This is a genomic window from Streptomyces sp. NPDC003038 (genome assembly GCF_040611115.1).
Taxonomy (GTDB): Bacteria; Actinomycetota; Actinomycetes; order Streptomycetales; family Streptomycetaceae; genus Streptomyces.
The window spans coordinates 36420-56895 of the sequence record NZ_JBEXNN010000007.1; the positions used below are offsets into that span (position 1 = coordinate 36420).

The following is a 20476-nucleotide window of genomic DNA, read 5'->3' on the forward strand; positions in this document are numbered from 1 at the left end:
CGGCGTCCGGCACGCAGGCCTGCTGCGGTGGCGCCGACCGCCCGAAGGGCTGGCGTTTCGCGGACACTCCCCAGACCTAGAACGTCACGAGCAGCTCCTCCAGGCCCCGGATGACATACCCGTCCCGCCACCGAGGCTCCGCCACGAGCCGCATGGGCGGGACTCCCTCCGCGAGCAGCGCCCCGAACGAGGCCTCCAGCTCCCGCCGCGCCAGCGGCGCGCCCAGGCAGTAGTGGATCCCGGCACCGAAGCTCAGGTGCGGATTGTCGGCCCGTACGAGGTCCAGTACGTCGGGTCGCTCGAACCGCGCGGGATCCCGGTTCGCGGACCCGAAGAGCAGCGCGACCTCGGCTCCGCGCGGGATGGTGGTGTCCCCGATCCGGATGTCGTCGAGCACCCAGCGCTCGAACATCTGGAGGGGTGTGTCGTACCGCATGAGTTCATCCACAGCTGTGGACAAGTTTTTGGATGTCGCGGCCGCGGGCTGGGCGCGGAGGGCCGCGAGCTGTCCGGGATTGCGGAACAGCGCCCACCATCCGTTGACCGTGGTGTTGACGGTGGCCTCGTGTCCGGCGTTCAGCAGGAGCACGCAGGTGGAGATCATCTCCTGCTCGCTGAGACGGCCGTCCTCATCGTGAGCGGCGATCAGCCCGGAGATCAAATCCTCCCCGGGGCGGGAGCGCCGCTCGGCGATCAGCCCGCGCAGGTAGGCGCTGAACTCGACGCTCGCCCGCACCGCGCGCCGAGCCGTGTCCTGATCCGGCCGGAGCTCGTACATCGCGCACATGTCCGCCGACCAGGGCCGCAGCAGTCCCCGGTCCGCCTCCGGCACCCCCAGCAGCTCGGCGATCACGGCCACCGGCAGCGGCTCGGCGACCGCCGTCAGCAGGTCCCCGCCCCCGTCCGCGAGCAGTTGCCCGACGAGTTTTCGGGCTAGCCGCTCCACGGCGGGCACGAGCCGCTCCACGGTCCGCGGGGTGAACGCCTTCGCCACGAGCCTGCGCACGCGCGCGTGCGCGGGGTCCTCCAGGTCCAACAGGCCGTTGCCGTTGAGCACATGGAAGGGCTCCTGCTCCGGTGGCGGGGCCTCGCGCCCAAACTCCTCGTGCGTGAACCGGTGGAGGTAGGTCCGCCCGAGCCGCCGGTCCCGCAGCAGCGCGCTCACATCCGCGTAGTGCGGCACGAGCCACTGACCGGTGTCCTGCGACCACACGGCCCGCCCCTGCTCGCGCAACTCCCCGTAGGCGGGGTACGGATCGGCGACGAACGCGGCATCCCACGGATCAAATCCCATCCCCGCACCCTAGGTCGCGTCACTCCTCCCACCGGGAGCCGCGGATCACCTCCACGAAATCCCCCGGTACGAACCCGGGCACGAAGTGCCGCAGTACATCCGCCTTCACATTGCCGAAGGCCGTCTCCGGCTTGCCCTCGATCCCCTCGGTGAAGGCCGCGAGGATGCGCCGCTTGAAGTCCGGCCGCGGGTGCAGCGCGGTGATCTCGGCGCGGGCGGCCGCGTCGATGTCGTCGAAGCCGAGGCCCAGGACGTCGTACTCCACCCCCGCCGTCACCAGCGCCACCTCCGGTTCCATGAACTCCGGAATCCCGGGGGTGGTGTGCAGCGCGATCGCCGTCCACACCCGGCGGATGCCGTCCTGCGGCACCCCGTGGCGCTCCAGGAAGCGCCGGGCCTCGTCCGCGCCGTCGACCTCGAACCGCCTCCCGCTGCCGCGGAACCGCTCCCCGAGGCCCAGATCGTGGAACATCGCCCCGATGTAGAGCAGTTCCGGATCGAAAGCGAGCTTCCGGCGCTGCCCCTGAAGGCTCCCGAACCAGTACACCCGCCGCGAGTGGTGGTAGATCAACTCGCTCATGGTGTCCCGTACCAGCTCGGTCGCCTCCGCGGCGAGTTTGCCGTCCGGCACCGCCACTCCGGCGGCGCTGTTCCCCTGCCCGCCCCCGTGCTCGCTCATCCTGTGCTCCTCTCGACGTGTCCCCAGCCTCCTCCGTGCCGCACTCCGCTCGCCATGTCCGTACAGCCACGGACCTCACACATTCGGACACGCCCCGCGCGGCTACCGTGCACGCATGGGCACCCACACGATCACGGTTCTGGCCTTCGACGGCGTCCGGCTCTTGGACGTCGCAGCCCCGTTGGAGGTCTTCACCACCGCCGGCCGCCCCTACGCCGTGCGGGTCTGCACCCCGGACGGCGCTCCCGTCCGCACCTCCACCGGCCTGCGGATCGACGCCGACCTCCCGGCGGACGCGGTCGTCCGCACCGCCACCTTGGTGGTCCCCGGGCCCGCCGACCTGGCCACCCTGCACCGCGACCCGTCCCTGGTCGAGCTCGTCGGCCGGCTGGCCGCCCGGGCCGACCGGGTCGCCGCCGTCTGCACCGGCGCCTTCGCTCTGGCCGCGGCCGGGCTGCTGGACGGCCGCCGGGCCACCACCCACTGGGAGCACGCCGCCGACCTGGCCCGCGCCTACCCCCGCACCACCGTCACCCCGGACGCGATCTACGTCCAGGACGGGCCCGTCCTGACCTCCGCCGGAGTCACCGCCGGCATCGACGTCTGCCTGGCCCTCGTCGAACAGGACCTCGGCCCCGACACCGCCCGCCGGGTCGCCCGCGACCTGGTGGTCTTCCTTCAACGCCCGGGCGGTCAGTCACAGTTCTCCGCGGCCTCCCGCACCTCGCCCACCCGCGACCCGGTGCTGCGCCCGCTCCTGGACGCCATGGCCGCCGACCCGGCGGCCGATCACCGGCTCCCGGCTCTCGCCCGCCGCGCGGGCCTCAGCCCCCGCCACCTCTCCCGCCTCTTCAAGGCCCACACCGGCACCACCCCGGCCGTCCACCTGGAGGCCCTGCGCCTGGAGGCCGCCCGGATCCTGCTGGAGCAGGGGGAGCCGGTCACCGTCGCCGCCCGCCGCAGCGGCCTCGGCAGCGACGAATCCCTTCGCCGCGCCTTCGCCCGCCACCTCGGCACCACCCCCTCCGCCTACGCCTCCCGCTTCCGCACCGCCCAGCCGCCGTCACAGTCCCCGTTGCAGCCCCCGTCCCAGTCCCAGCCGCAGTCACAGGTGTAGTCACAGGTGTAGTCACAGGTGTAGTCACAGGTGTAGTCACAAGCTCAGCCGCAGGCGCCGTCACGGGCCCCGGCCGGCCTACCCGGGTGTCACCAGCCGGGTCTCGTACGCGAAGACCGCAGCCTGCGTGCGGTCCCGCAGGCCCAGCTTCACCAGGATCCGGCTCACATGGGTCTTGATCGTGGACTCCGCGATGATCAGCCGGGCGGCTATCTCCGCATTGGACAACCCCTGGGCGATCAGCACCAGCACCTCCGTCTCCCGCTCGGTCAATTCCCCCACCCCCGCCGGGTCCGCCGGCCTCGGCGTCTCCGAGAGCTTCGAGAACTCCACGATCAGCCGCTTGGTCACCGAAGGCGCCAGCAGCGCCTCCCCGGCCGCCACCACCCGTACGCCGTCGGCCAGCTGACGGGCCGACGCGTCCTTCAGCAGGAACCCGGAGGCCCCGGCCCGCAGCGCCTGGTACACGTACTCGTCGAGGTCGAAGGTCGTCAGGACCAGCACCTTCGCGTCCGTGTCGGCGGCCACGATCTCCCGCGTCGCCTCCAACCCGTTCATCACCGGCATCCGGATGTCCATGAGCACCACATCCGGGGTGAGCGCCGCCACCTGCGCGATGGCCTCGCGGCCGTCTACCGCCTCGCCCACCACCTCGATGCCGTCCATGGCGTTGAGCAGGACCGAGAAGCCCTCGCGGACCATCATCTGGTCATCGACGATCAGCACCCGGATCGTCATACCGGCTCCTCCGCGGCCGCCGGCTCCGGACGGCTGCGCACCGGTATGAACACCGCCACCTCATACCCGCCCGTCGCCGTCTCCCCGGCCGTCATCTCCCCCTCCAGCATGGCCACCCGCTCCCGCATCCCCGTGATCCCGTGTCCCGCCCCCGGCGAGGGCCGAACATCCCCGGTCGCCGCCTCATTGACGATCCGTATCCCGAGGCCGCCCAGCACATACGACACCTCCACCCCGGCCACGGCGCCCGGCGCGTGCCGCAGCGTGTTGCTCAGGGCTTCCTGGATGATCCGGTACGCCGACAGCTCCACCCCCTGCGGCAACTCCCGCACCGCGCCCGTGACCGTCTTCTCCACACTCAGCCCAGCTTCGCGCACATTGGCCAGCAGCCCGTCCAGCGAGTCCAGCGTCGGCTGCGGGGCGTCCGGGGCCTCGTAGTCCGCGGAGCGCACGACACCCAGCACGCGCCGCAGCTCGGTCAGGGCCGCCACCGCGTTCTCCCGGATGGTGACGAACGCCGCCTCCAGCTCCGGCGGCGGATTCTTCACCCGGTACGGCGCGGCCTCCGCCTGGATCGCCACCACCGACATGTGGTGCGCCACCACGTCGTGCAGTTCTCGGGCGATGGTGGTCCGCTCCTCCAACAGGGTCCGCTTGTCCCGCTCGACGGCGGTGACCTCCTGCTGTGCGGTGACCTCCGCCTGCGCGTGGCGGCGTATCTGGATACTGCTCGCGATCGCCAGGGCGATGGCCGAGGTCACTACCATCTGCACCAGGGTCGGCCCGTATCCGCCGCCCAGCAGCACCGACAGTCCGACTCCGAGCACCGAGGTCGACACCCACATCCACGCCGCCACCCGGGGCCCGGTCCGCAAGGTGACGAGAACCAGGACCGAGAGGTAGGCGAGGAAACTACCGGGGGTCCAAGGCCAGTTGTCGGATCCGCTCAGCGCGGCCACCACCAGCGTCATCACCGCGGCCGCCCACCACGCGGCGATCGGACGGGTCAGCGTCATCAGGACCGGGGCCGCGGCCATGAGACCCGTGGCGAGCAGGCCCGCATCCCCCAGGTAGCCCACCCGCGAGACGAGGGTGAAGAGCACGATGAGGGCGGCCAGCGCGGCCACCGCCATGTGACGGCTCCAGGCGGCATACGGGCGTATCCCCTCGGGCAGCCGCCGGGCGAACCGCCCGTCGGTGCCCGTCAGCGGAAGCGGGCGGTAGGTGAAGGCATCGGTGATGAGGTCTTGGCGCAAGGTCTGGAACAACCCTGAGGCCATTCTGAATTCCGGTGTCCGGGCTGTGCCCCCGGTGGTCGTCTGGCTCACATACAGAACCGTAGGTCCGGCCGGCTGTCGTCCGCGTCGCCGCCGATGGGGATTTCCCGGGGTCCCTCTCAGGTACTACCCGGTCCCTTCAGTAGCCCGTCGGACGGATCAGACCCGTCTCGTACGCGAACACCGCGGCCTGCGTGCGGTCCCGTAGGCCCAGCTTCACCAGGATCCGGCTCACATGCGTTTTGACGGTCTGCTCGGCCAGGATCAGGTGCTCGGAGATCTCCGCATTCGACATTCCCTGGGCGATCAAGGACAGCACTTCGGTCTCCCGCTCGGTCAGCTCCTCGATCCTCGCCCGCGACGGCGCTCGCGGCGCCCCCATCCGGGAGAACTCAGTGATCAGCCGCTTCGTGATGTTCGGCGAGAGCAGCGCCTCCCCGGCGGCCACCACCCGCACCGCCTCCGCGAGCTGGTCGGCCGACGCGTCCTTGAGCAGGAACCCAGAGGCTCCGGCCCGCAGCGCCTCATACACGTACTCGTCGAGGTCGAAGGTGGTCAGCACCAGCACCTTCACGGTGGCGCCGGGGACTCCGGTGATGACGGAGGTGGCCTCGATGCCTCCCATCCCCGGCATGCGGATGTCCATCAGGACGACATCGGGGCCGAACTCGGCGACCTTCTGCACGGCGTCGGCCCCGTCCACGGCCTGGCCGACGACTTCGATGTCGGGCTGGGCGTTGAGGAGCACGGTGAAGCCCTGCCGGACCATCATCTGGTCGTCGGCGATCATCACCTTGATCGGGGTCGCGCTGGTGCTCATGCGTCCTACTTCGGGTCGGGCTTCGATGCGGGCTTCGTCTGGAGCTTCGCCTCGGGGGAGGAGCCACCGGGCGGATCCATCGGGAGCACGGCGCTCACCTCGTACCCGCCGTCGGGGCGCGGCCCGGCGGCCAGCTCGCCCCCCAGCATGCCTGCCCGCTCCCGCATCCCCAGCAGCCCGTGCCCCGCCCCGTGCGAGGGCTGGGCGGGCCGGGTCGGCACGGAGTTGGCGACGCACAGGTGCAGATCGCGCGGCCCGTACGCGATGCCGACCTCCACCCGCGAACCGGGCGCATGGCGAAGGCAGTTGCTCAACGCCTCCTGCACGATCCGGTACGCGGTGAGTTCGACGCCGGGGGTCAGCGGCCGGCGGATGCCCGCGATCTCGGTGGTGACATCCAGCCCCGCCCCCCTCACGTTGTCCACGAGGCCGTCCAGGTCTGCCAGGGTGGGCTGTGGATGGTGCGGGTCGGCGGGATCGTCCGGCTGCTCGGAGCGCAGTACCCCCAGCACCCGGCGCAGCTCCGTCAGCGCCTCCAGCGCGTTCTGCCGGATGCCCGCCAGGTTCTCCTTGAGCTCCTCCGACGGATTCTCCACCAGGTGCGGTGCGACCTGTGCCTGGATGGAGATCACCGACATGTGGTGCGCGACCACGTCGTGCAGCTCGCGGGCGATGCGGCTGCGCTCCTCCAACAGGGTGCGCCGGGCCCGCTCCTCCTCGGTGAGCGTCTCCTGCTGGACCAGCTCACCGCGGGCCAGGCGCAGGGCGCGCAGGGCGTATCCGAGGAGCCCCACGAAGCCGAAGAGAAGCAGGGCCATGAAGATGCTGGCCCCGCTGTGCTCCGGCTTGAACAACCCCTCGGCCAGGCCGGTGAAGGCGATCGGTACGCCGACGGCCGTGATGGTCACGCGCGGAGGCACTCGCAGCGCGAGCAGCAGCAGCACGGCCGCGAACGCGAAGATCCCCCCGGGCATCCAGGGCCAGGCCTGGCCATGTCCGACGTTGTTGTGGACGGCCCACGCGATGAGTCCCGCCGTGAGCAGCCCGAGCCACCAGGCGGCGATCGGCCGGAACATCCCGAGCGCGATGGACACGCCGGTCAGGACCGACAGCAGGAACAGGTTGAGGCCGCCGATCTTGTAGTGATCGCCGAGCTGCTCGGCGTTGAGGGCGCTGAAGAAGACCGCGGCATAGAGGACCAGTACATGCGGCAGCCAGGCCAGCCAGCGCGGCCGGGACATTCTGGGGAGAGGGTCCGGGCGCAGGGTGAACAGCTCCCGCACCAGCGGCCGGCTCGGGACGGCGCCCTTCGCGGGGGCGGCGGGCGGGGGTTCGGCCAGGGGCGCGGGCTGCTCGGTCACGTCGGTCAGCCTAGGCATGGGAAACCTCCTCGGCGGACGCCAGCCGGGGCAGGACGGCGTGCGGTGTCGGCGCGGGCCGGCCTGCGCCCGGGACGCGGCGGGCAGGGGTCACCCGGGCTGGCGGGGCTGGCTGGACTGGCTGGGCGGACCGGGTGCCTCGGCTGCGCTGGCCCTGTTCGTACGTGCGGAAGGCGGCCCAGCAGACCGCCAGCGCGACGGCGAACACCGGCAGCCACAGCAGGCGGGCCGCTATCCAGTCCACCGAGCCGGGCACGGTGTGCAGCCCGGGCAGGTCGGCCGAGACCAGCAGCCCGAGGGCGGTGACGGCCATCATGGCGGTCTGGTGCCAGAGGAAGATGGTCATCGCGGACAGGTTCACCAGTGCCACCTTCGCCCAGGCTCCCGGCCGCCGCATGGCTCGGGCCAGCGGCTCGCGCACCAGCAGGGCCAGCCCGCACTGCGCCAGACCGAACGTGACAGCGGCGAGCGTCGGCGGGTTGAGATTCGACAGCGCGGCGCCCGGGACACCCACCATCGAGGCCGGGTACCCGCCCCAGAGGACCAGCGCGGCGGTGGCGGCGGTCCCGGCACCGAGCAGGACGAGCGCAGATCCGCGCGGGGCGAACGCCCCCCGGGACCAGGCGGCGCCCAGCGTGTAGGGGACGAGCCAGCCGGCGGCCAGATTGACCCAGCCGGTCCACTCCGGACCACCGAAACTGAAGCGCCACAGGTCGACACCCGCCACCACGGCCAGCGGCCACAGCGGATCGAGCCGGGCGACGAGCGGGGTGGCGGCGGTGAGCACGGCGAACACCAGCAGGAACCACAGGGGCGAGAGCACCAGCTTGACCAGCGTCTGGATCGTGGTCAGCTCCACCCCGCCGAGCAGCATCCCGCCCGCCGCGACCGCCCAGAGGGCGAGCACGGCGGCGACCGGACGAAAGAGCCGGATCAACCGCTGCCCGACCCAGGCGCGATACGGGACTCCGCGGGCCCGTGCCGACGCATACCCGCGGGCGGCGACATGGCCGCCGACCAGGAAGAAGACGGCCAGTGTCTGGAACACCCAGGACACCGGAGCCAGCCAGCCCATGTGCACCAGCGGGCTGGTCCCGCTCAAGCCGCCCTCTGCGGTGGTCAGGGCGGTGACCAGCCAGTGGCCGAGCACCACGCCGAGGATCGCCAAGGCCCGCAGCGCGTCCACGGCCCGGTCCCGGCCGGCCGGCGTGGCGGCGTCCACGCGGTCCGCGAGAACAGACCAGCGGGCGAGGAGCCTACGCATGGCTGGCCTCCTGGATGGGCGCGGGCGCGGGCACGGACTCGGGCACGGACTCGGGCGCGGAGTTGGGCGTGGAGGCGGCGGTGGAGTCGGGGGTGGAGTCGGGGGTGGCGGTCGAAGCGGAGGGGGACGGGGCGGCGGATGCGGAGGGGGCGGCGGTGCCGAGGACGATGGCGGCCAAGCTGTCCAGGGACTCGGTGCCGGGCTTGAGGTAGTCGCTGTGCCCGGCGGTACCGGCGGCGAAGGCCCGTGCGCCGAAGGCCGGGTCGACGGGGTCGGTGGCGAAACCGACCCCGCCGAGCCGGCCATGCGGCGCGTTCGCGATCCAGTCGCCGCTGCCCCGCCCCGCCCAGACCCGGGCTCCGGTCGGCAGATTCCCGGCGGAAGCCGCCCCCGTTCCCGGGCTGCCGAACAGGGCCATGTCGGTGACCTCGGGGCCGGTCGCGGTCCGGGCGCAGACCACGGAACCGTAGGAGTGGCAGAGGAGGGAGAGGCGGGCATCCGGCCCGGCCATGCCCCGCAACCTGCCGAGGAACGGCGCTAGTTCGGCGGCGGCCTCGTCCGCCCGATCGGCGGTGAGGACGGTCGTGCTGACCGTGACGGGGGTGTCGTACCCGAGCCAGGCGACCACGGCGGAGCGCGGGTGCTCGGCCTGGAGGCGCTGGTGCAGGGCGACAGCCCCGGCACGGAACCTCTGGTAGGTGTCCAGTGTCGTGTCGGACCCGGGCACCAGGACGGTGACCCGATCGGCGCTCGCCAGATCACCGAACACTTCGACGGCCCGGCCCCTTCCGCGGCCGTCGAAGGAGAGGAACTGCGCCGTCCCACCCGCCTCCATGGCGTGGAGCCTGGCGGCGCGGCCCGTGCGGCCGGCGTCCTGCGCCATGCGGGCCGCCTCGGCGAGCTGGACGCGGTTGGCGGCGTACCGGGCGTGGGGGGCGGTGGAATCGGCGAACGTCGCGGGCGTGGGGGCGGGGACGCCGGGAGAGGCAGCGGCGGAAACGGGAACCACGACGGCCGCGGCGACCAGGCCGGCCAGCAGGGTTCGGCGCAGTCGGCCAGTGGTGGTCATGGTGGGTTCCTTCGGTCCGGAGAAGGCGTCGGCGCTCTTCTCTGTTCCGAAGTTAGAAATCAGCGGGCCTGGTCGGCGTCCCGCGAGAGAGCTCTCTTTCCCAGTAGCTCTCAGGTATTACGGGCCCTACTTGAGCGGGAGGGCAGGGGCCTGAGGCCGTTAGGGTCCCGGGATGACCGACATCGACTGGCGCCACGACCGCATCGGCAGCGCGCACCGGGGAGAGAACCCCACCGTCATGCGCCGCCTCGACGCCGGCTTCGCCGCGATCGGGGACCGGCAGTTCCTTCCCGGCTACTCGGTACTCCTGACCGACGATCCCGCGGTGACCCGGCTCTCTGACCTGCCCCGGACCCGCAGAACCGCGTACCTCTCCGACATGGAGCGCCTCGCCGAGGCCGTCGAGAGGGCCTGCCGACGGCTCGACCCGGCCTTCCGCCGCGTGAACATCGAGATCCTGGGCAACACCGACCCGTACCTCCACGCGCACATCTGGCCCCGCTACGACTGGGAGCCTGCCGAACTCGTCCGGATGCCCGTCTGGTTGTACGAACAGGAGGAGTACTGGCGCGGTGACCGGCACGCGCTGACACCCCGCCACGACGGCCTGCGAGCCGCGATCGGGGAGGAGTTGGACAGCCTCCCCTCCTAGGGAGGTCACGCCTCCTCCCCTCGGGAGGACGCGCCCTCGCCCCCAGGGAGGTGGGAGAGCGCGCCGCTCAGTCCGCCGATGGGGCGGTCGGCGGAGTGAGGGAGTCCAGCGCGGTCGACAGACGTTCCAGGACGCGGACGGTCTCGGCGAAACCCTCCTCGCCCAGCTCCTCCGCGAGACGGTTGGCCAGCGACGCGTGCCCAGGGCCGATACGGGCGATCGCGGCGTGCCCGGCCTCCGTAGGGCGCAGCAGCTTCGCCCGCCGGTGAGCGGGGTTGGGGATGTACTCCGCGAGCCCCTTGGCTGCCAGCAGGTCGGCGATGCGCTGCACGCTCTGCCGGGTGATGCCCATGGCCCGGGCGATGCCCGCGACGGGCAGCGGCTCGCGCAGGACCGCGCCCAGCACCTGCCACCAGGCCGCGGTCAGCCCGGCCGGGCGGGCCAGTTCCTCGGAGACGGAGAGGAACTGGCCGTTCAGCCGGAACACCCCGAGCGCGGTACGGCTCAGCAGATCCTGGCGGGCCCGGAGGGGGAGCCCGCCCGGCTCCGACTCCGTCCCCGCTCCCGACTCCGTGGTCGTCCCCGTCCCCGACTCCGTCCCCGTCCCCGACTCCATCCCCGCTCCCGGCTCCGCTCGTTGCTCCGACCCCGACCCTGCCCCCCGCGCCAGTGGCTCAGGCATCACCCGACTCCGCCGCCGCCATGAGGACCGGGTACGCGCTCTCGTCCGAGTCGTGGAAGAGGCGGTACCACGCGTCCAGCACATCCGGCTTGTACACGTCGAGGCGCGCGAAGACCTCGCGGGCGAAGGCCACCGGTTCCGTCGGGCCCGCCGTGATCAGGTCGCCGTCCGTCACCGCGTCGGCCTCGACGTAACGCTCGGCACCCGCGTAGCCCGGCTGCTCCGCCAGGTAGAAGGAGGCGGCGCTGGTGTGGCTACGGCCGTCCAGCAGCCCCTCCCGGGCCAGGCCGGCCGTGGCTCCGCAGATCGCTGCCACCGGGACCCCGGCGGCCAGGAACTCGCGGGCCTTCGCCGCGAACGGCGCGAGGTCGTCGCTCGTGTCCCACAGCCCGGCTCCGGTGAGGATGAGCATGCCGGAGTCCTGCGGCCGCAGGTCGGCCAGTGCCAGGTCGGGCTGGATGCGGACGCCGCCCATGGTGGTGACCGTGCGCTCGGGGGCGAGGCCGACCGTACGGACCTGGTGGCCGCGCTGTGTCAGGTGCGCGGTGGTGTGGCCGGTCTCCCAGTCCGCGTACGTGTCGTAGACCGCGAGATGGACGGGCTTGCGGGGGGTTTCGCTCATGGTGCTCGCCTCCGGCATTCAGTAGGTCTGGGTCTGGGTCTGGGGCTGCGTCTGGCTCTAGGTCCTGGGCCCTGGGTCCAGCGGCTCCCGGGGTGCCTTATGACCGGAGACTGTCATTTGGACAGGAAGCTGTCAATGCCTTCCTGTCGTGTGCCGTCCGACCGGAACCGGCACGGCCGCGCCCGGACAGGCACAGACAGATTGCCGAGACCCGCCCGCCACCCGCATACAGTCCGCCGATATCCCTCCCCACCTGCGCACTTTTAGCGTGACCGCATGACCCCTCATGCCACCCCGCAGACCCTCGCCACCGCGCACGATGCCGTGAAAGACATCGCGCAGGATGCCGCGAAAGACGCCGTCAGGGACGCCGTCGGGTACGCCACCAAAGACGCCGTCAAGGACGCCGACCGCAAACACGTCTTCCACTCCTGGTCCGCCCAGGCCCTGATCGATCCCCCGGCCATCGCCGGCGCCGAGGGCTCGTACTTCTGGGACTACGACGGCAAGCGCTTCCTCGACTTCTCCTCCCAGCTGGTGAACACCAACATCGGCCACCAGCACCCCAAGGTCGTCGCCGCCGTCCAGGCCCAGGCCGCCCGGCTCTGCACCCTCGCGCCCGGCTTTGCCGTCGACGTGCGCTCCGAGGCCGCACGCCTCATCGCCGAGCGCACCCCCGGCGACCTCGACAAGATCTTCTTCACCAACGGCGGCGCCGAGGCAGTCGAGAACGCCGTCCGCATGGCCCGGCTGCACACCGGCCGGCCCAAGGTGCTGTCCACCTACCGCTCCTACCACGGAGCCACCGCCGCCGCGATCAACCTGACCGGCGACCCCCGCCGCTGGCCCTCGGACACGGCTGCGGCCGGAGTGGTGCACTTCTGGGGCCCGTACCTCTACCGCTCCGCCTTCCACGCCGCCACCGAGGCCGAGGAGTGCGCCCGCGCCCTCGCCCACCTCGCCGACACGATCGCCTTCGAGGGCCCGCAGACCATCGCCGCGATCATCCTGGAGAGCGTGCCGGGCACCGCCGGGATCATGACCCCGCCGCCCGGCTACCTCGCGGGCGTACGCGAGCTCTGCGACCGCCACGGCATCGTCTTCATCCTGGACGAGGTGATGTCGGGCTTCGGCCGCACCGGCGCCTGGTTCGCCGCCGACCACTGGGGCGTCACCCCCGACTTGATCACCTTCGCCAAGGGCGTGAACAGCGGATACGTGCCGCTGGGCGGCGTCGCCATCTCGGCCGCCATCGCCGAGACCTTCGCCACGCGCCCCTATCCGGGCGGACTCACGTACTCCGGCCACCCCCTGGCCTGCGCCGCCGCCGTCGCGACGATCAACGCGATGGAGGAGGAGGGCATCGTCGAGCACGCCGCCCACCTCGGCGAGAACGTGATCGGCCCGGCCCTCGCCGAGATGGCCGACCGGCATGCCTCGGTCGGGGAGGTCCGGGGTCTGGGCACCTTCTGGGCGCTGGAACTCGTACGGGACAAGGAGACGCGCGAGCCGCTCGTCCCGTACAACGCGGCCGGCGCCGCCAACGCGCCCATGGCCGAATTCGCGGCGGCCTGCAAGGCGTCCGGGCTGTGGCCCTTCGTCAACATGAACCGCACGCATGTCGTCCCGCCGTGCACCATCACCGAGGCGGAGGCGAAAGAGGGCCTGGCGCTGCTCGACCAGGCGCTGACCGTCGCGGACCGCCACACCGTGGCTGGATAGATATGCAGGCCGGTGGCTGGTTTCCGTCCGGATAACGGGCGGTAAATCCGCATACCGACCGCATACCGACCGCGAACCGCTCGGTTTCGGCCTTGCTGCCTGGCCTAAGGTGTCCGGAGTCCTACAGAGGAGACGGACCCTTATGCCAGGCAGCGGAGCTGTCACCCGCAACACCCTTCGCCAGCAGATCGCGGACGCGCTGCGTGACGAGGTGCTTGCGGGACGCATGCCTCCGGGGACCGAGTTCACCGTCAAGCAGATCGCCGAGCAGTACGAGGTCTCCGCGACCCCCGTACGCGAGGCACTCGTGGACCTCTCCGCGCAGGGGCTGCTCGAACTGATCCAGCACCGGGGCTTCCGCGTCCGCGCCTACTCCGTCGACGACTTCCGGGGCATGATCGAAGCCCGCTCGCTGGTCGTGGACGGGATCTTCCGCAGGCTCGCCGAACGCGGCACCGCCCCCGGCGCCGGCGAGAAGCTGGTGTCGGTGCGCCGCCGGGCCGAGGAGGCGCGGCGAGCCGCCCAGAGCGGTTCGCTCGAAGTGCTGATCGGCTACGACCTCCGCTTCTGGCGGGAGCTGGGCGGGCTGGTCGGCAATGCGTACATCTCCGAGTTCCTCCACCGCATCCGGGTGCAGTGCTGGGTCTTCGCCGTACCCCACCTCCAGCGCGACCCGCAGCTGCGGGCGGCCCTGTGGGACGGGCACGGCGCACTGGTGGACGCGGTGACGCTCGCGGACGCCGACGAGGTACGGCGCATCGTCCAGGAGTACAACCAGCACGGGCTGGACTGGGCGGCGGGGCTGTAGGCCGTCAACCGGCGGCCGCCGGTGGTGGACCGGGTTCTGCGCACCCCTTCGCGGAGCGTGTCCGGCGCACTACGCTGGCCCGAACGGCGGCAACGACTGATCGGAGGCCGCGTGGCCTGTGACCTGTGGCTGGTCCCCCTTGTCGACGTGCTGTGCCACAGCCCCGACAACCCCTTCGCGGAAGAGATCGCCTCGTACGACAAGGCACTGGGCGAGGCCGGGCTGCCGTCCGTGCCCGTCTTCGCCTACATGCCGGGCCTGAGCGGGGACGTGGCCCCGGTCGCCGGCTTCGACTACGACGCCCTGCATTTCCTGAGGCGGGCGTACCTGCTGCAGATCTGCGGGCTGCCGGTGACCCCCGTGGACGAGCTGGGCGGGGACTACGAGCAACTGCTGGAGATGTTCGAGCCCACGGCGCAGCAGTCGCACCTGGTGTGGCACTACGACCACGCGGGAGCCTACGTGCCGGTGGACTTCCCGGCTCCGCTGGCGAACGAGGAGCTGCTGGCCGGAGGCGGCCCGCTGGGGTCCGCGCAGGGGCTGTTGCGGGAGCTGACCTTCGTGGCTCCCGCGATCGGGATAGACGCGGAGAACCCGCCGACGGCGCCCGCGCCGCCGGGGCGTCCGACGTCGCTGGAGGAGCCGGCGGGGCCGATTCCGTACGACGACAGTCCTTTCGCGCGGGAGCGGCACGTGTGGCTGGGGCTGCATGCGGCGGCTACGCGGAGTCTGGGGCAGGGATCGATGATCATCTTCAGCTGACCGGGTCCCTGGCGGGTTGCCTGACCAGGCCCCTGGCGGGCGTGGGTACGGGGTGTGGGCTCGTGCCGGGCATGGGTACGGGTTGCGGGTGCGGGCTCGTGCCGGGCGTGGGTGCGGGGTACGGGGTACGGGGTGCGCGTGCCGAGTTGGGCGGGCGGGTGCGGTGCGGGTGCCGCTGCGCGGGGCTGGTTCCCCGCCCCGCCCTTTCTCCGTTTCCCGGAGCTCCGCCCCGGACCCCGCGCCTCAGACTCCCCCAGCTACCTCCCCCCACTCCGGGGCGGAAGACGCCCCGCCAGGCGGAAGACGCCCCGCCAGGCTGAAGGCGCCGGGGCGGGGCGGGCGGTGGTGGGGGCTGGGTGGGGCAGCGGTCAGCGGGGTTGTTCCGGGGGGCGTTGGCGGGGCATGTTCGGGCGGGTGCCCGGGGGGAGGGGGAAGCGGGTCGGCGCGGTGCCCACGTCCGCGCGGGCCGTGGAGGCGCCCAGGGACTGCATCACCAGCGGCGCGGGCCCGGCGCGGAATTCCACCATCCAGTCCGCCGTCTCCGAGCGCACCAGCTCCGTGATGTCTTCGGAGAAGCGCCGCAGCACGGTCAGGCACCGCTCGGCGGCCTCGCTCGCGGTGCCCTCCGTAGGTCCGAGGACCTCCCGTACGTTCTCCGACGCCCAGTCGAACTGCAGCGTCTGCAGCCGCCGCTGCACCGCCTGCGCGGTCGCCACGTCCCGCATCCACCCGGACGTCATCCCGAAGAACCGGTCGCACATCAGGCAGGCGGCGGCCAGCAGCAGCGCGAGGTACCCGTACGCCGAACCGCCCGGCGCCGAGCCCGTCAGTTCCAGCAGCGGCATCGCCGCGCCCGTGACGGCGCCCACGGCAGCGCCGACCCGCAGCAGTCGCGCCCCGCGGCGCTTCCACGCCCGGTCCGACATGTACCACGCGGCCGTGCGCAGGGCATCGGCCTCGACACGCCGGTAGAGCTCGTCGAGCCGCTCGGCGGGCTCGCCCCAGTCCCCGAGAGGGAAGGGCCGGCCGGTCAGATCGCCCGCCGCCATCGGCCCGCCGCCCTCCTCCCGGGGATCCCGGGGTGGCCCCTCGGGCTGCATCTCCGGCTGGCTCACCCGGCACTCCCTCTGCCTGCGCTGACGTGTGGTGGTGCGCGTGTGCGCAATGGTGCGCATGCACTTCCTACCTTCGAATGACGACCGATGGACGACGAATCCCCGGATTTCCGCTCGCAAGGCGGGCTCCAGCAGGTACGCGTAGGCCCCATCTCTCACTCGAAAGAGTTGGTCCTCACGGCGTAGGGCGTAGCGCGCGGGGAGCACGTAGGCTCAGATTGACCAAGCGTTCCGAAGGTATGGAGTGAGTGACCTGTGATTCCCGGTGGTGGCCAGCCCAACATGCAGCAGCTGCTCCAGCAGGCCCAGAAGATGCAGCAGGATCTCGCAGCGGCCCAGGAGGAGCTGGCGCAGGCCGAGGTCGAGGGTCAGGCCGGCGGCGGCCTCGTCACGGCGACCGTGACCGGTTCCGGTGAGCTGCGCGCTCTGGTGATCGACCCGAGGGCCGTGGACCCGGAGGACACCGAGACGCTCGCCGACCTGGTCGTCGCGGCGGTCCAGGCGGCCAATGAGAACGCGCAGGCGCTCCAGCAGCAGAAGCTGGGACCCCTCGCCCAGGGCCTGGGCGGCGGCAGCGGCATTCCCGGCCTTCCGTTCTAGTTCCCTTCCCGACCCCGACCCCGACCCCCATCCCGATTTCCTGCCCCTTCCCCTCTCGCACCAGAACCGAAAGAAGGCAGTCCGTTGTACGAAGGCGTGGTCCAGGACCTGATCGACGAACTGGGCAGGCTGCCCGGCGTCGGGCCCAAGAGCGCGCAGCGGATCGCCTTCCACATCCTGCAGGCCGAGCCCACCGACGTCCGCCGCCTCGCGCACGCGCTGCTGGAGGTCAAGGACAAGGTCCGGTTCTGCGCGGTGTGCGGGAATGTGGCGCAGCAGGAGCGGTGCGGGATCTGCCGTGACCCGCGGCGCGATCCGACGGTCATCTGTGTCGTCGAGGAGCCGAAGGACGTTGTCGCGGTCGAGCGGACCCGTGAGTTCCGCGGCAAGTACCACGTCCTCGGCGGCGCGATCAGCCCGATCGAGGGCGTCGGTCCGGACGACCTGCGCATCCGCGAGCTGCTGGCGCGCCTCGCGGACGGTGAGGTGACCGAGTTGATCCTGGCCACCGACCCGAACCTGGAGGGCGAGGCGACCGCCACCTACCTCGCCCGCATGATCAAGCCCATGGGCCTGAAGGTCACCCGCCTGGCCAGCGGACTCCCCGTCGGGGGAGATCTGGAGTACGCGGACGAGGTCACGCTCGGGCGGGCCTTTGAAGGAAGGCGACTTCTCGATGTCTGACGCAACCCTGCACGCTGTGGGCCAGGACCCGGACGACTTCGCCGTCCAGATCTCCGACCAGATCGAATCCTTCATCGTCGCGGTCACCGAGGTCGCCAAGGGCGAGGACCCGGACAGCGCGGTGCCGTTCCTCCTCCTGGAGGTCTCCCAGCTGCTGCTCGCGGGCGGCCGGCTGGGCGCGTACCAGGACGTGCTGCCCGACGAGCGGTACGAGCCCGACGTCGGCCCGGAGCCGGACGTGGACGACCTGCGCGAGCGGTTCGCGCTCATGCTGGAACCGGTCGACGTCTACTCCGAGGTCTTCGACCCGTACGAGCCGCGCAAGACCCCGGTCGCCCACCGGATCTCCGACGACCTCGCCGAGGTGGTGGCGGACCTGCGCCACGGGCTCGCGCACTACAGGGCGGGCCGGACGACCGAGGCGCTGTGGTGGTGGCAGTTCTCGTACTTCACCAACTGGGGCCCGACGGCCTCGGCCACGCTGCGCGCCCTGCAGTCGCTGGTCGCCCACGTACGCCTGGACCAGCCGCTGGCCGCCCTGGACGGCCTGGACACGGACGAGGACCTGGCCGAGGACGATCTCGCCGAGCAGGCCGGACAGGTGATGGCGCGGGAGCTGGGCGGCCTGGGCCGGGCGTAGGTCCACAGGTGGGGGGCGGACGCGCAGGTCCGGCCGCCCGTCATACGGACCCGGACTCCAGATCCGGAAGGCTTAAGTCCGCAGCCCCGCGAGGGAACGCGCGCGCTGATCCTTTCGTCTCACGATGTGGTACGAAGCGGTCGGATCGCGGCCGCTCGTTACACTGCACCAGCAATGAGACGGACTGAGCGAGGAGCGCACGTGGGCCTTGTCGTGCAGAAGTACGGAGGCTCCTCCGTAGCGGATGCCGAGGGCATCAAGCGCGTCGCCAAGAGGATCGTGGATGCCAAGAAGAACGGCCACCAAGTGGTCGTCGTGGTTTCCGCGATGGGCGACACGACGGACGAGCTGATCGATCTCGCCGAGCAGGTGTCCCCTATGCCTGCCGGACGCGAATTCGACATGCTGCTGACCGCCGGAGAACGGATCTCCATGGCCCTGCTGGCCATGGCGATCAAAAACCTGGGCCACGAGGCCCAGTCGTTCACCGGTAGCCAGGCAGGCGTGATCACCGACTCGGTCCACAACAAAGCGCGCATCATCGATGTCACGCCGGGCCGTATCCGCACCGCGCTGGACGAGGGCAACATCGCCATCGTCGCCGGCTTCCAGGGCGTGTCCGCGGACTCCAAGGACATCACCACCCTCGGCCGCGGCGGCTCGGACACCACGGCCGTGGCGCTCGCCGCGGCGCTGGACGCCGAGGTCTGCGAGATCTACACCGACGTCGACGGCGTCTTCACCGCGGACCCCCGCGTCGTGAAGAAGGCGAAGAAGATCGACTGGATCTCCTCCGAGGACATGCTGGAGCTGGCCGCCTCCGGTTCCAAGGTGCTGCTGCACCGCTGTGTCGAGTACGCACGTCGATACAACATCCCGATCCACGTCCGCTCGTCCTTCTCGGGACTGCCGGGCACGTGGGTCAGCAACGAGAATCCGCAAGGGGACGAGCAGGTGGAGCACGCCATCATCTCCGGAGTCGCTCACGACGTCTCCGAAGCCAAGATCACGGTCGTCGGCGTTCCGGACAAGCCGGGTGAGGCCGCGGCGATCTTCCGCGCCATCGCGGACGCCGAGATCAACATCGACATGATCGTGCAGAATGTCTCGGCGGCCTCCACGGGCCTCACCGACATCTCCTTCACCCTCCCCAAGACCGAGGGCCACAAGGCCATCGACGCCCTGGAGAAGGCGAAGTCCGCGATCGGCTTCGACTCCCTGCGCTACGACGACCAGATCGGCAAGATCTCGCTGGTCGGCGCGGGCATGAAGACGAATCCGGGCGTCACCGCCTCCTTCTTCCAGGCGCTGTCGGACGCGGGTGTGAACATCGAGCTGATCTCCACCTCCGAGATCCGCATCTCCGTCGTGACCCGCCAGGACGACGTCAACGAAGCCGTCCGCGCCGTGCACACCGCCTTCGGCCTCGACTCCGACAGCGACGAGGCCGTCGTCTACGGAGGCACCGGACGATGACCGCGCCCCGGTCCTCCGGCCCGGCGCTCGCCGTGGTCGGGGCGACCGGAGCAGTCGGTTCGGTCCTGCTCCAGATCCTGTCCCAGCGGGCGGACGTCTGGGGCGGCATCCGCCTGATCGCCTCCGCGCGCTCGGCCGGCCGCGTGCTGGCCGTCCGCGCGGAGGACAGCGAGGTGATCGCCCTCACCGAAGACGCCTTCGACGGTTTCGGCGCGGGCGATGTCGCGATCTTCCTGACCCCGGCCGAGGTCTCGGCCCGATGGGTTCCCGTCGTCACCGCGCGCGGCGCCGTCGTCGTGGACCAGTCCGCCGCCTTCCGGGAAGACCCCGAGGTGCCCTTGGTGGTGCCCGAGGTCAACGGGTACGCGGCGCGGAACCGGCCCCGCGGGATCGTCGCCGGCCCGGACTGCGTCACCGTCGCGATGATCGCCGCGCTGGGCGCCCTGCACGCCGAGTACGCACTGGCCGAGCTGGCCGTCTCCTCGTACCAGGCGGCGGGCGCCGCGGGCCGGGCCGGCTCCGAGGCGCTGCGCCGCCAGCTGTCGCTGGTCGCAGGAACCTCCCTGGGGGAGCAGCCCGGGGACGTACGCCGCGCCGTGGGCGAGGACACCGGCCCCTTCGCGGCTCCGCTGGCCCTCAATGTCGTGCCGTGGTCCGGTGAGCTGCGTGAGGGCGGCTGGTCCTCGCACGAGCTGGCCGTACGGGCGCAGACGCGCCGGATCCTCCAGCTGGAGCGGCTCCCGGTGGCGGTGACCTGCGTACAGGTGCCGGTGGTGACCGGGCGTTCGCTGACCGTGCGGGCCCGGTTCGACAAGAAGGTGGACGCTTCGCACGCCCGGGAGATCCTGAGGACCGCGCCCGGCGTGGTCCTCGTGGACGACCCGGCGGCGGGCGAGTTCCCGACTCCTGCGGACGCCGCCGGGACGGATCCGGCCTGGGTGGGACGGGTGCGGGCCTCGCTCGACGACCCGTACGCGCTGGAGTTCTTCGTCTGCGCCGACAATCTGCGCAAAGGCGCCGCCTTGAATGCGACGCAGATCGCGGAACTGATCGCAGGTGAATCTGCGTAATTCGCT

The 20476-nt window shown here is 71.5% G+C and carries 21 protein-coding genes; 10 read left to right on the plus strand and 11 right to left on the minus strand.

All coding sequences use genetic code 11. The annotated features are described in order from the left end of the window. Window positions 1-76: 76 nt before the first annotated feature. Both ABZX75_RS11160 and ABZX75_RS11165 read right to left on the minus strand, forming a co-directional pair. Entirely contained in the window at window positions 77-1294 is a 1218-nt protein-coding gene (locus ABZX75_RS11160) for a cytochrome P450 (protein WP_355409887.1), read from the minus strand. A gap of 19 nt (window positions 1295-1313) precedes the next feature. Then, window positions 1314-1973: an HD domain-containing protein gene (locus tag ABZX75_RS11165; protein ID WP_355409888.1), complete on the minus strand. Its 660-nt coding sequence runs from the start codon at window positions 1971-1973 to the stop codon at window positions 1314-1316. A gap of 115 nt (window positions 1974-2088) precedes the next feature. On the opposite strand from ABZX75_RS11165, the gene ABZX75_RS11170 reads away from it, so the two are divergent. Continuing rightward, window positions 2089-3090 carry a DJ-1/PfpI family protein gene (locus ABZX75_RS11170; protein ID WP_355409889.1) on the plus strand — a complete coding sequence of 334 codons (1002 nt, stop codon included), beginning with the start codon at window positions 2089-2091 and terminating at the stop codon, window positions 3088-3090. A 78-nt stretch (window positions 3091-3168) separates the two neighbouring features. On the opposite strand, the gene ABZX75_RS11175 is transcribed toward ABZX75_RS11170, so the two are convergent. From ABZX75_RS11175 to ABZX75_RS11200, 6 genes are all read right to left on the minus strand, one after another. Then, complete coding sequence (locus ABZX75_RS11175; RefSeq protein WP_355409890.1) at window positions 3169-3828, minus strand: response regulator transcription factor; 660 nt, start codon at window positions 3826-3828, stop codon at window positions 3169-3171. After that, window positions 3825-5108: a histidine kinase gene (locus tag ABZX75_RS11180; protein WP_355409891.1), complete on the minus strand. Its 1284-nt coding sequence runs from the start codon at window positions 5106-5108 to the stop codon at window positions 3825-3827. The genes ABZX75_RS11175 and ABZX75_RS11180 overlap by 4 nt, the downstream gene beginning before the upstream one ends. A gap of 136 nt (window positions 5109-5244) precedes the next feature. Next, the gene (locus ABZX75_RS11185) at window positions 5245-5925 is read right to left on the minus strand and encodes a response regulator transcription factor (protein ID WP_355409892.1); all 681 of its coding nucleotides are present in this window, start codon (window positions 5923-5925) and stop codon (window positions 5245-5247) included. Window positions 5926-5930: 5 nt separating this feature from the next. Continuing rightward, a complete protein-coding gene (locus ABZX75_RS11190) occupies window positions 5931-7304 on the minus strand; it encodes a sensor histidine kinase (protein ID WP_355409893.1) in 1374 nt (457 codons plus the stop codon). Further along, a complete protein-coding gene (locus ABZX75_RS11195; RefSeq protein ID WP_355409894.1) occupies window positions 7297-8568 on the minus strand; it encodes an acyltransferase in 1272 nt (423 codons plus the stop codon). The genes ABZX75_RS11190 and ABZX75_RS11195 overlap by 8 nt, the downstream gene beginning before the upstream one ends. Further along, window positions 8561-9637, minus strand: a complete 1077-nt coding sequence (locus tag ABZX75_RS11200; RefSeq protein WP_355409895.1) for an alpha/beta hydrolase — start codon at window positions 9635-9637, stop codon at window positions 8561-8563. Before ABZX75_RS11200 ends, ABZX75_RS11195 begins: the two co-directional genes overlap by 8 nt. A 172-nt stretch (window positions 9638-9809) precedes the next feature. Between ABZX75_RS11200 and ABZX75_RS11205 the strand changes: the two genes are divergently transcribed. Continuing rightward, window positions 9810-10289, plus strand: a complete 480-nt coding sequence (locus ABZX75_RS11205; protein ID WP_355409896.1) for a diadenosine tetraphosphate hydrolase — start codon at window positions 9810-9812, stop codon at window positions 10287-10289. Window positions 10290-10356: 67 nt separating this feature from the next. On the opposite strand, the gene ABZX75_RS11210 is transcribed toward ABZX75_RS11205, so the two are convergent. Together ABZX75_RS11210 and ABZX75_RS11215 are read right to left on the minus strand one after the other, a co-directional pair. Then, a complete protein-coding gene (locus ABZX75_RS11210) occupies window positions 10357-10905 on the minus strand; it encodes a helix-turn-helix domain-containing protein (RefSeq protein WP_355409897.1) in 549 nt (182 codons plus the stop codon). Window positions 10906-10963: 58 nt separating this feature from the next. After that, window positions 10964-11593: a DJ-1/PfpI family protein gene (locus ABZX75_RS11215; protein ID WP_355409898.1), complete on the minus strand. Its 630-nt coding sequence runs from the start codon at window positions 11591-11593 to the stop codon at window positions 10964-10966. Between the two features lie 276 nt (window positions 11594-11869). On the opposite strand from ABZX75_RS11215, the gene ABZX75_RS11220 reads away from it, so the two are divergent. The 3 genes from ABZX75_RS11220 to ABZX75_RS11230 all read left to right on the plus strand — a co-directional run bounded on the left by ABZX75_RS11220 (window position 11870) and on the right by ABZX75_RS11230 (window position 14885). Then, on the plus strand, window positions 11870-13315 hold the full coding sequence (locus ABZX75_RS11220; protein ID WP_355409899.1) for an aspartate aminotransferase family protein: 1446 nt from the start codon (window positions 11870-11872) through the stop codon (window positions 13313-13315). A 142-nt stretch (window positions 13316-13457) separates the two neighbouring features. Next, window positions 13458-14123: a GntR family transcriptional regulator gene (locus ABZX75_RS11225; RefSeq protein ID WP_355409900.1), complete on the plus strand. Its 666-nt coding sequence runs from the start codon at window positions 13458-13460 to the stop codon at window positions 14121-14123. A gap of 111 nt (window positions 14124-14234) precedes the next feature. Further along, a complete protein-coding gene (locus ABZX75_RS11230; protein ID WP_355409901.1) occupies window positions 14235-14885 on the plus strand; it encodes a hypothetical protein in 651 nt (216 codons plus the stop codon). A gap of 368 nt (window positions 14886-15253) precedes the next feature. Here ABZX75_RS11230 and ABZX75_RS11235 read toward each other — a convergent pair whose 3' ends face one another. Then, window positions 15254-16000: an SLATT domain-containing protein gene (locus ABZX75_RS11235; protein WP_355409902.1), complete on the minus strand. Its 747-nt coding sequence runs from the start codon at window positions 15998-16000 to the stop codon at window positions 15254-15256. A gap of 255 nt (window positions 16001-16255) precedes the next feature. Between ABZX75_RS11235 and ABZX75_RS11240 the strand changes: the two genes are divergently transcribed. The 5 genes from ABZX75_RS11240 (at window position 16256) to ABZX75_RS11260 (ending at window position 20470) form a co-directional block, all read left to right on the plus strand. After that, entirely contained in the window at window positions 16256-16600 is a 345-nt protein-coding gene (locus ABZX75_RS11240) for a YbaB/EbfC family nucleoid-associated protein (RefSeq protein ID WP_355409903.1), read from the plus strand. Window positions 16601-16684: 84 nt separating this feature from the next. Next, window positions 16685-17284 carry a recombination mediator RecR gene (gene recR / locus ABZX75_RS11245; protein ID WP_355409904.1) on the plus strand — a complete coding sequence of 200 codons (600 nt, stop codon included), beginning with the start codon at window positions 16685-16687 and terminating at the stop codon, window positions 17282-17284. Then, window positions 17277-17924, plus strand: coding sequence for a DUF5063 domain-containing protein (locus ABZX75_RS11250; RefSeq protein WP_355409905.1), 648 nt, complete (start codon window positions 17277-17279; stop codon window positions 17922-17924). Before recR ends, ABZX75_RS11250 begins: the two co-directional genes overlap by 8 nt. Before the next feature lie 201 nt (window positions 17925-18125). After that, window positions 18126-19400, plus strand: coding sequence for an aspartate kinase (locus tag ABZX75_RS11255; protein ID WP_355409906.1), 1275 nt, complete (start codon window positions 18126-18128; stop codon window positions 19398-19400). Beyond that, complete coding sequence (locus ABZX75_RS11260) at window positions 19397-20470, plus strand: aspartate-semialdehyde dehydrogenase (RefSeq protein WP_355409907.1); 1074 nt, start codon at window positions 19397-19399, stop codon at window positions 20468-20470. Before ABZX75_RS11255 ends, ABZX75_RS11260 begins: the two co-directional genes overlap by 4 nt. The last annotated feature ends 6 nt before the right edge of the window (window positions 20471-20476 follow it).

Excerpts from the sequence above, each read along its gene's own strand:
- ABZX75_RS11160 (WP_355409887.1), bottom strand. The coding sequence starts at position 1,294 with ATGGGATTTGATCCGTGGGATGCCGCGTTCGTCGCCGATCCGTACCCC.
- ABZX75_RS11165 (WP_355409888.1), bottom strand. The coding sequence starts at position 1,973 with ATGAGCGAGCACGGGGGCGGGCAGGGGAACAGCGCCGCCGGAGTGGCG.
- ABZX75_RS11170 (WP_355409889.1), top strand. The coding sequence starts at position 2,089 with ATGGGCACCCACACGATCACGGTTCTGGCCTTCGACGGCGTCCGGCTC.
- ABZX75_RS11175 (WP_355409890.1), bottom strand. The coding sequence starts at position 3,828 with ATGACGATCCGGGTGCTGATCGTCGATGACCAGATGATGGTCCGCGAG.
- ABZX75_RS11180 (WP_355409891.1), bottom strand. The coding sequence starts at position 5,108 with ATGGCCTCAGGGTTGTTCCAGACCTTGCGCCAAGACCTCATCACCGAT.
- ABZX75_RS11185 (WP_355409892.1), bottom strand. The coding sequence starts at position 5,925 with ATGAGCACCAGCGCGACCCCGATCAAGGTGATGATCGCCGACGACCAG.
- ABZX75_RS11190 (WP_355409893.1), bottom strand. The coding sequence starts at position 7,304 with ATGCCTAGGCTGACCGACGTGACCGAGCAGCCCGCGCCCCTGGCCGAA.
- ABZX75_RS11195 (WP_355409894.1), bottom strand. The coding sequence starts at position 8,568 with ATGCGTAGGCTCCTCGCCCGCTGGTCTGTTCTCGCGGACCGCGTGGAC.
- ABZX75_RS11200 (WP_355409895.1), bottom strand. The coding sequence starts at position 9,637 with ATGACCACCACTGGCCGACTGCGCCGAACCCTGCTGGCCGGCCTGGTC.
- ABZX75_RS11205 (WP_355409896.1), top strand. The coding sequence starts at position 9,810 with ATGACCGACATCGACTGGCGCCACGACCGCATCGGCAGCGCGCACCGG.
- ABZX75_RS11210 (WP_355409897.1), bottom strand. The coding sequence starts at position 10,905 with ATGGAGTCGGGGACGGGGACGGAGTCGGGGACGGGGACGACCACGGAG.
- ABZX75_RS11215 (WP_355409898.1), bottom strand. The coding sequence starts at position 11,593 with ATGAGCGAAACCCCCCGCAAGCCCGTCCATCTCGCGGTCTACGACACG.
- ABZX75_RS11220 (WP_355409899.1), top strand. The coding sequence starts at position 11,870 with ATGACCCCTCATGCCACCCCGCAGACCCTCGCCACCGCGCACGATGCC.
- ABZX75_RS11225 (WP_355409900.1), top strand. The coding sequence starts at position 13,458 with ATGCCAGGCAGCGGAGCTGTCACCCGCAACACCCTTCGCCAGCAGATC.
- ABZX75_RS11250 (WP_355409905.1), top strand. The coding sequence starts at position 17,277 with ATGTCTGACGCAACCCTGCACGCTGTGGGCCAGGACCCGGACGACTTC.
- ABZX75_RS11260 (WP_355409907.1), top strand. The coding sequence starts at position 19,397 with ATGACCGCGCCCCGGTCCTCCGGCCCGGCGCTCGCCGTGGTCGGGGCG.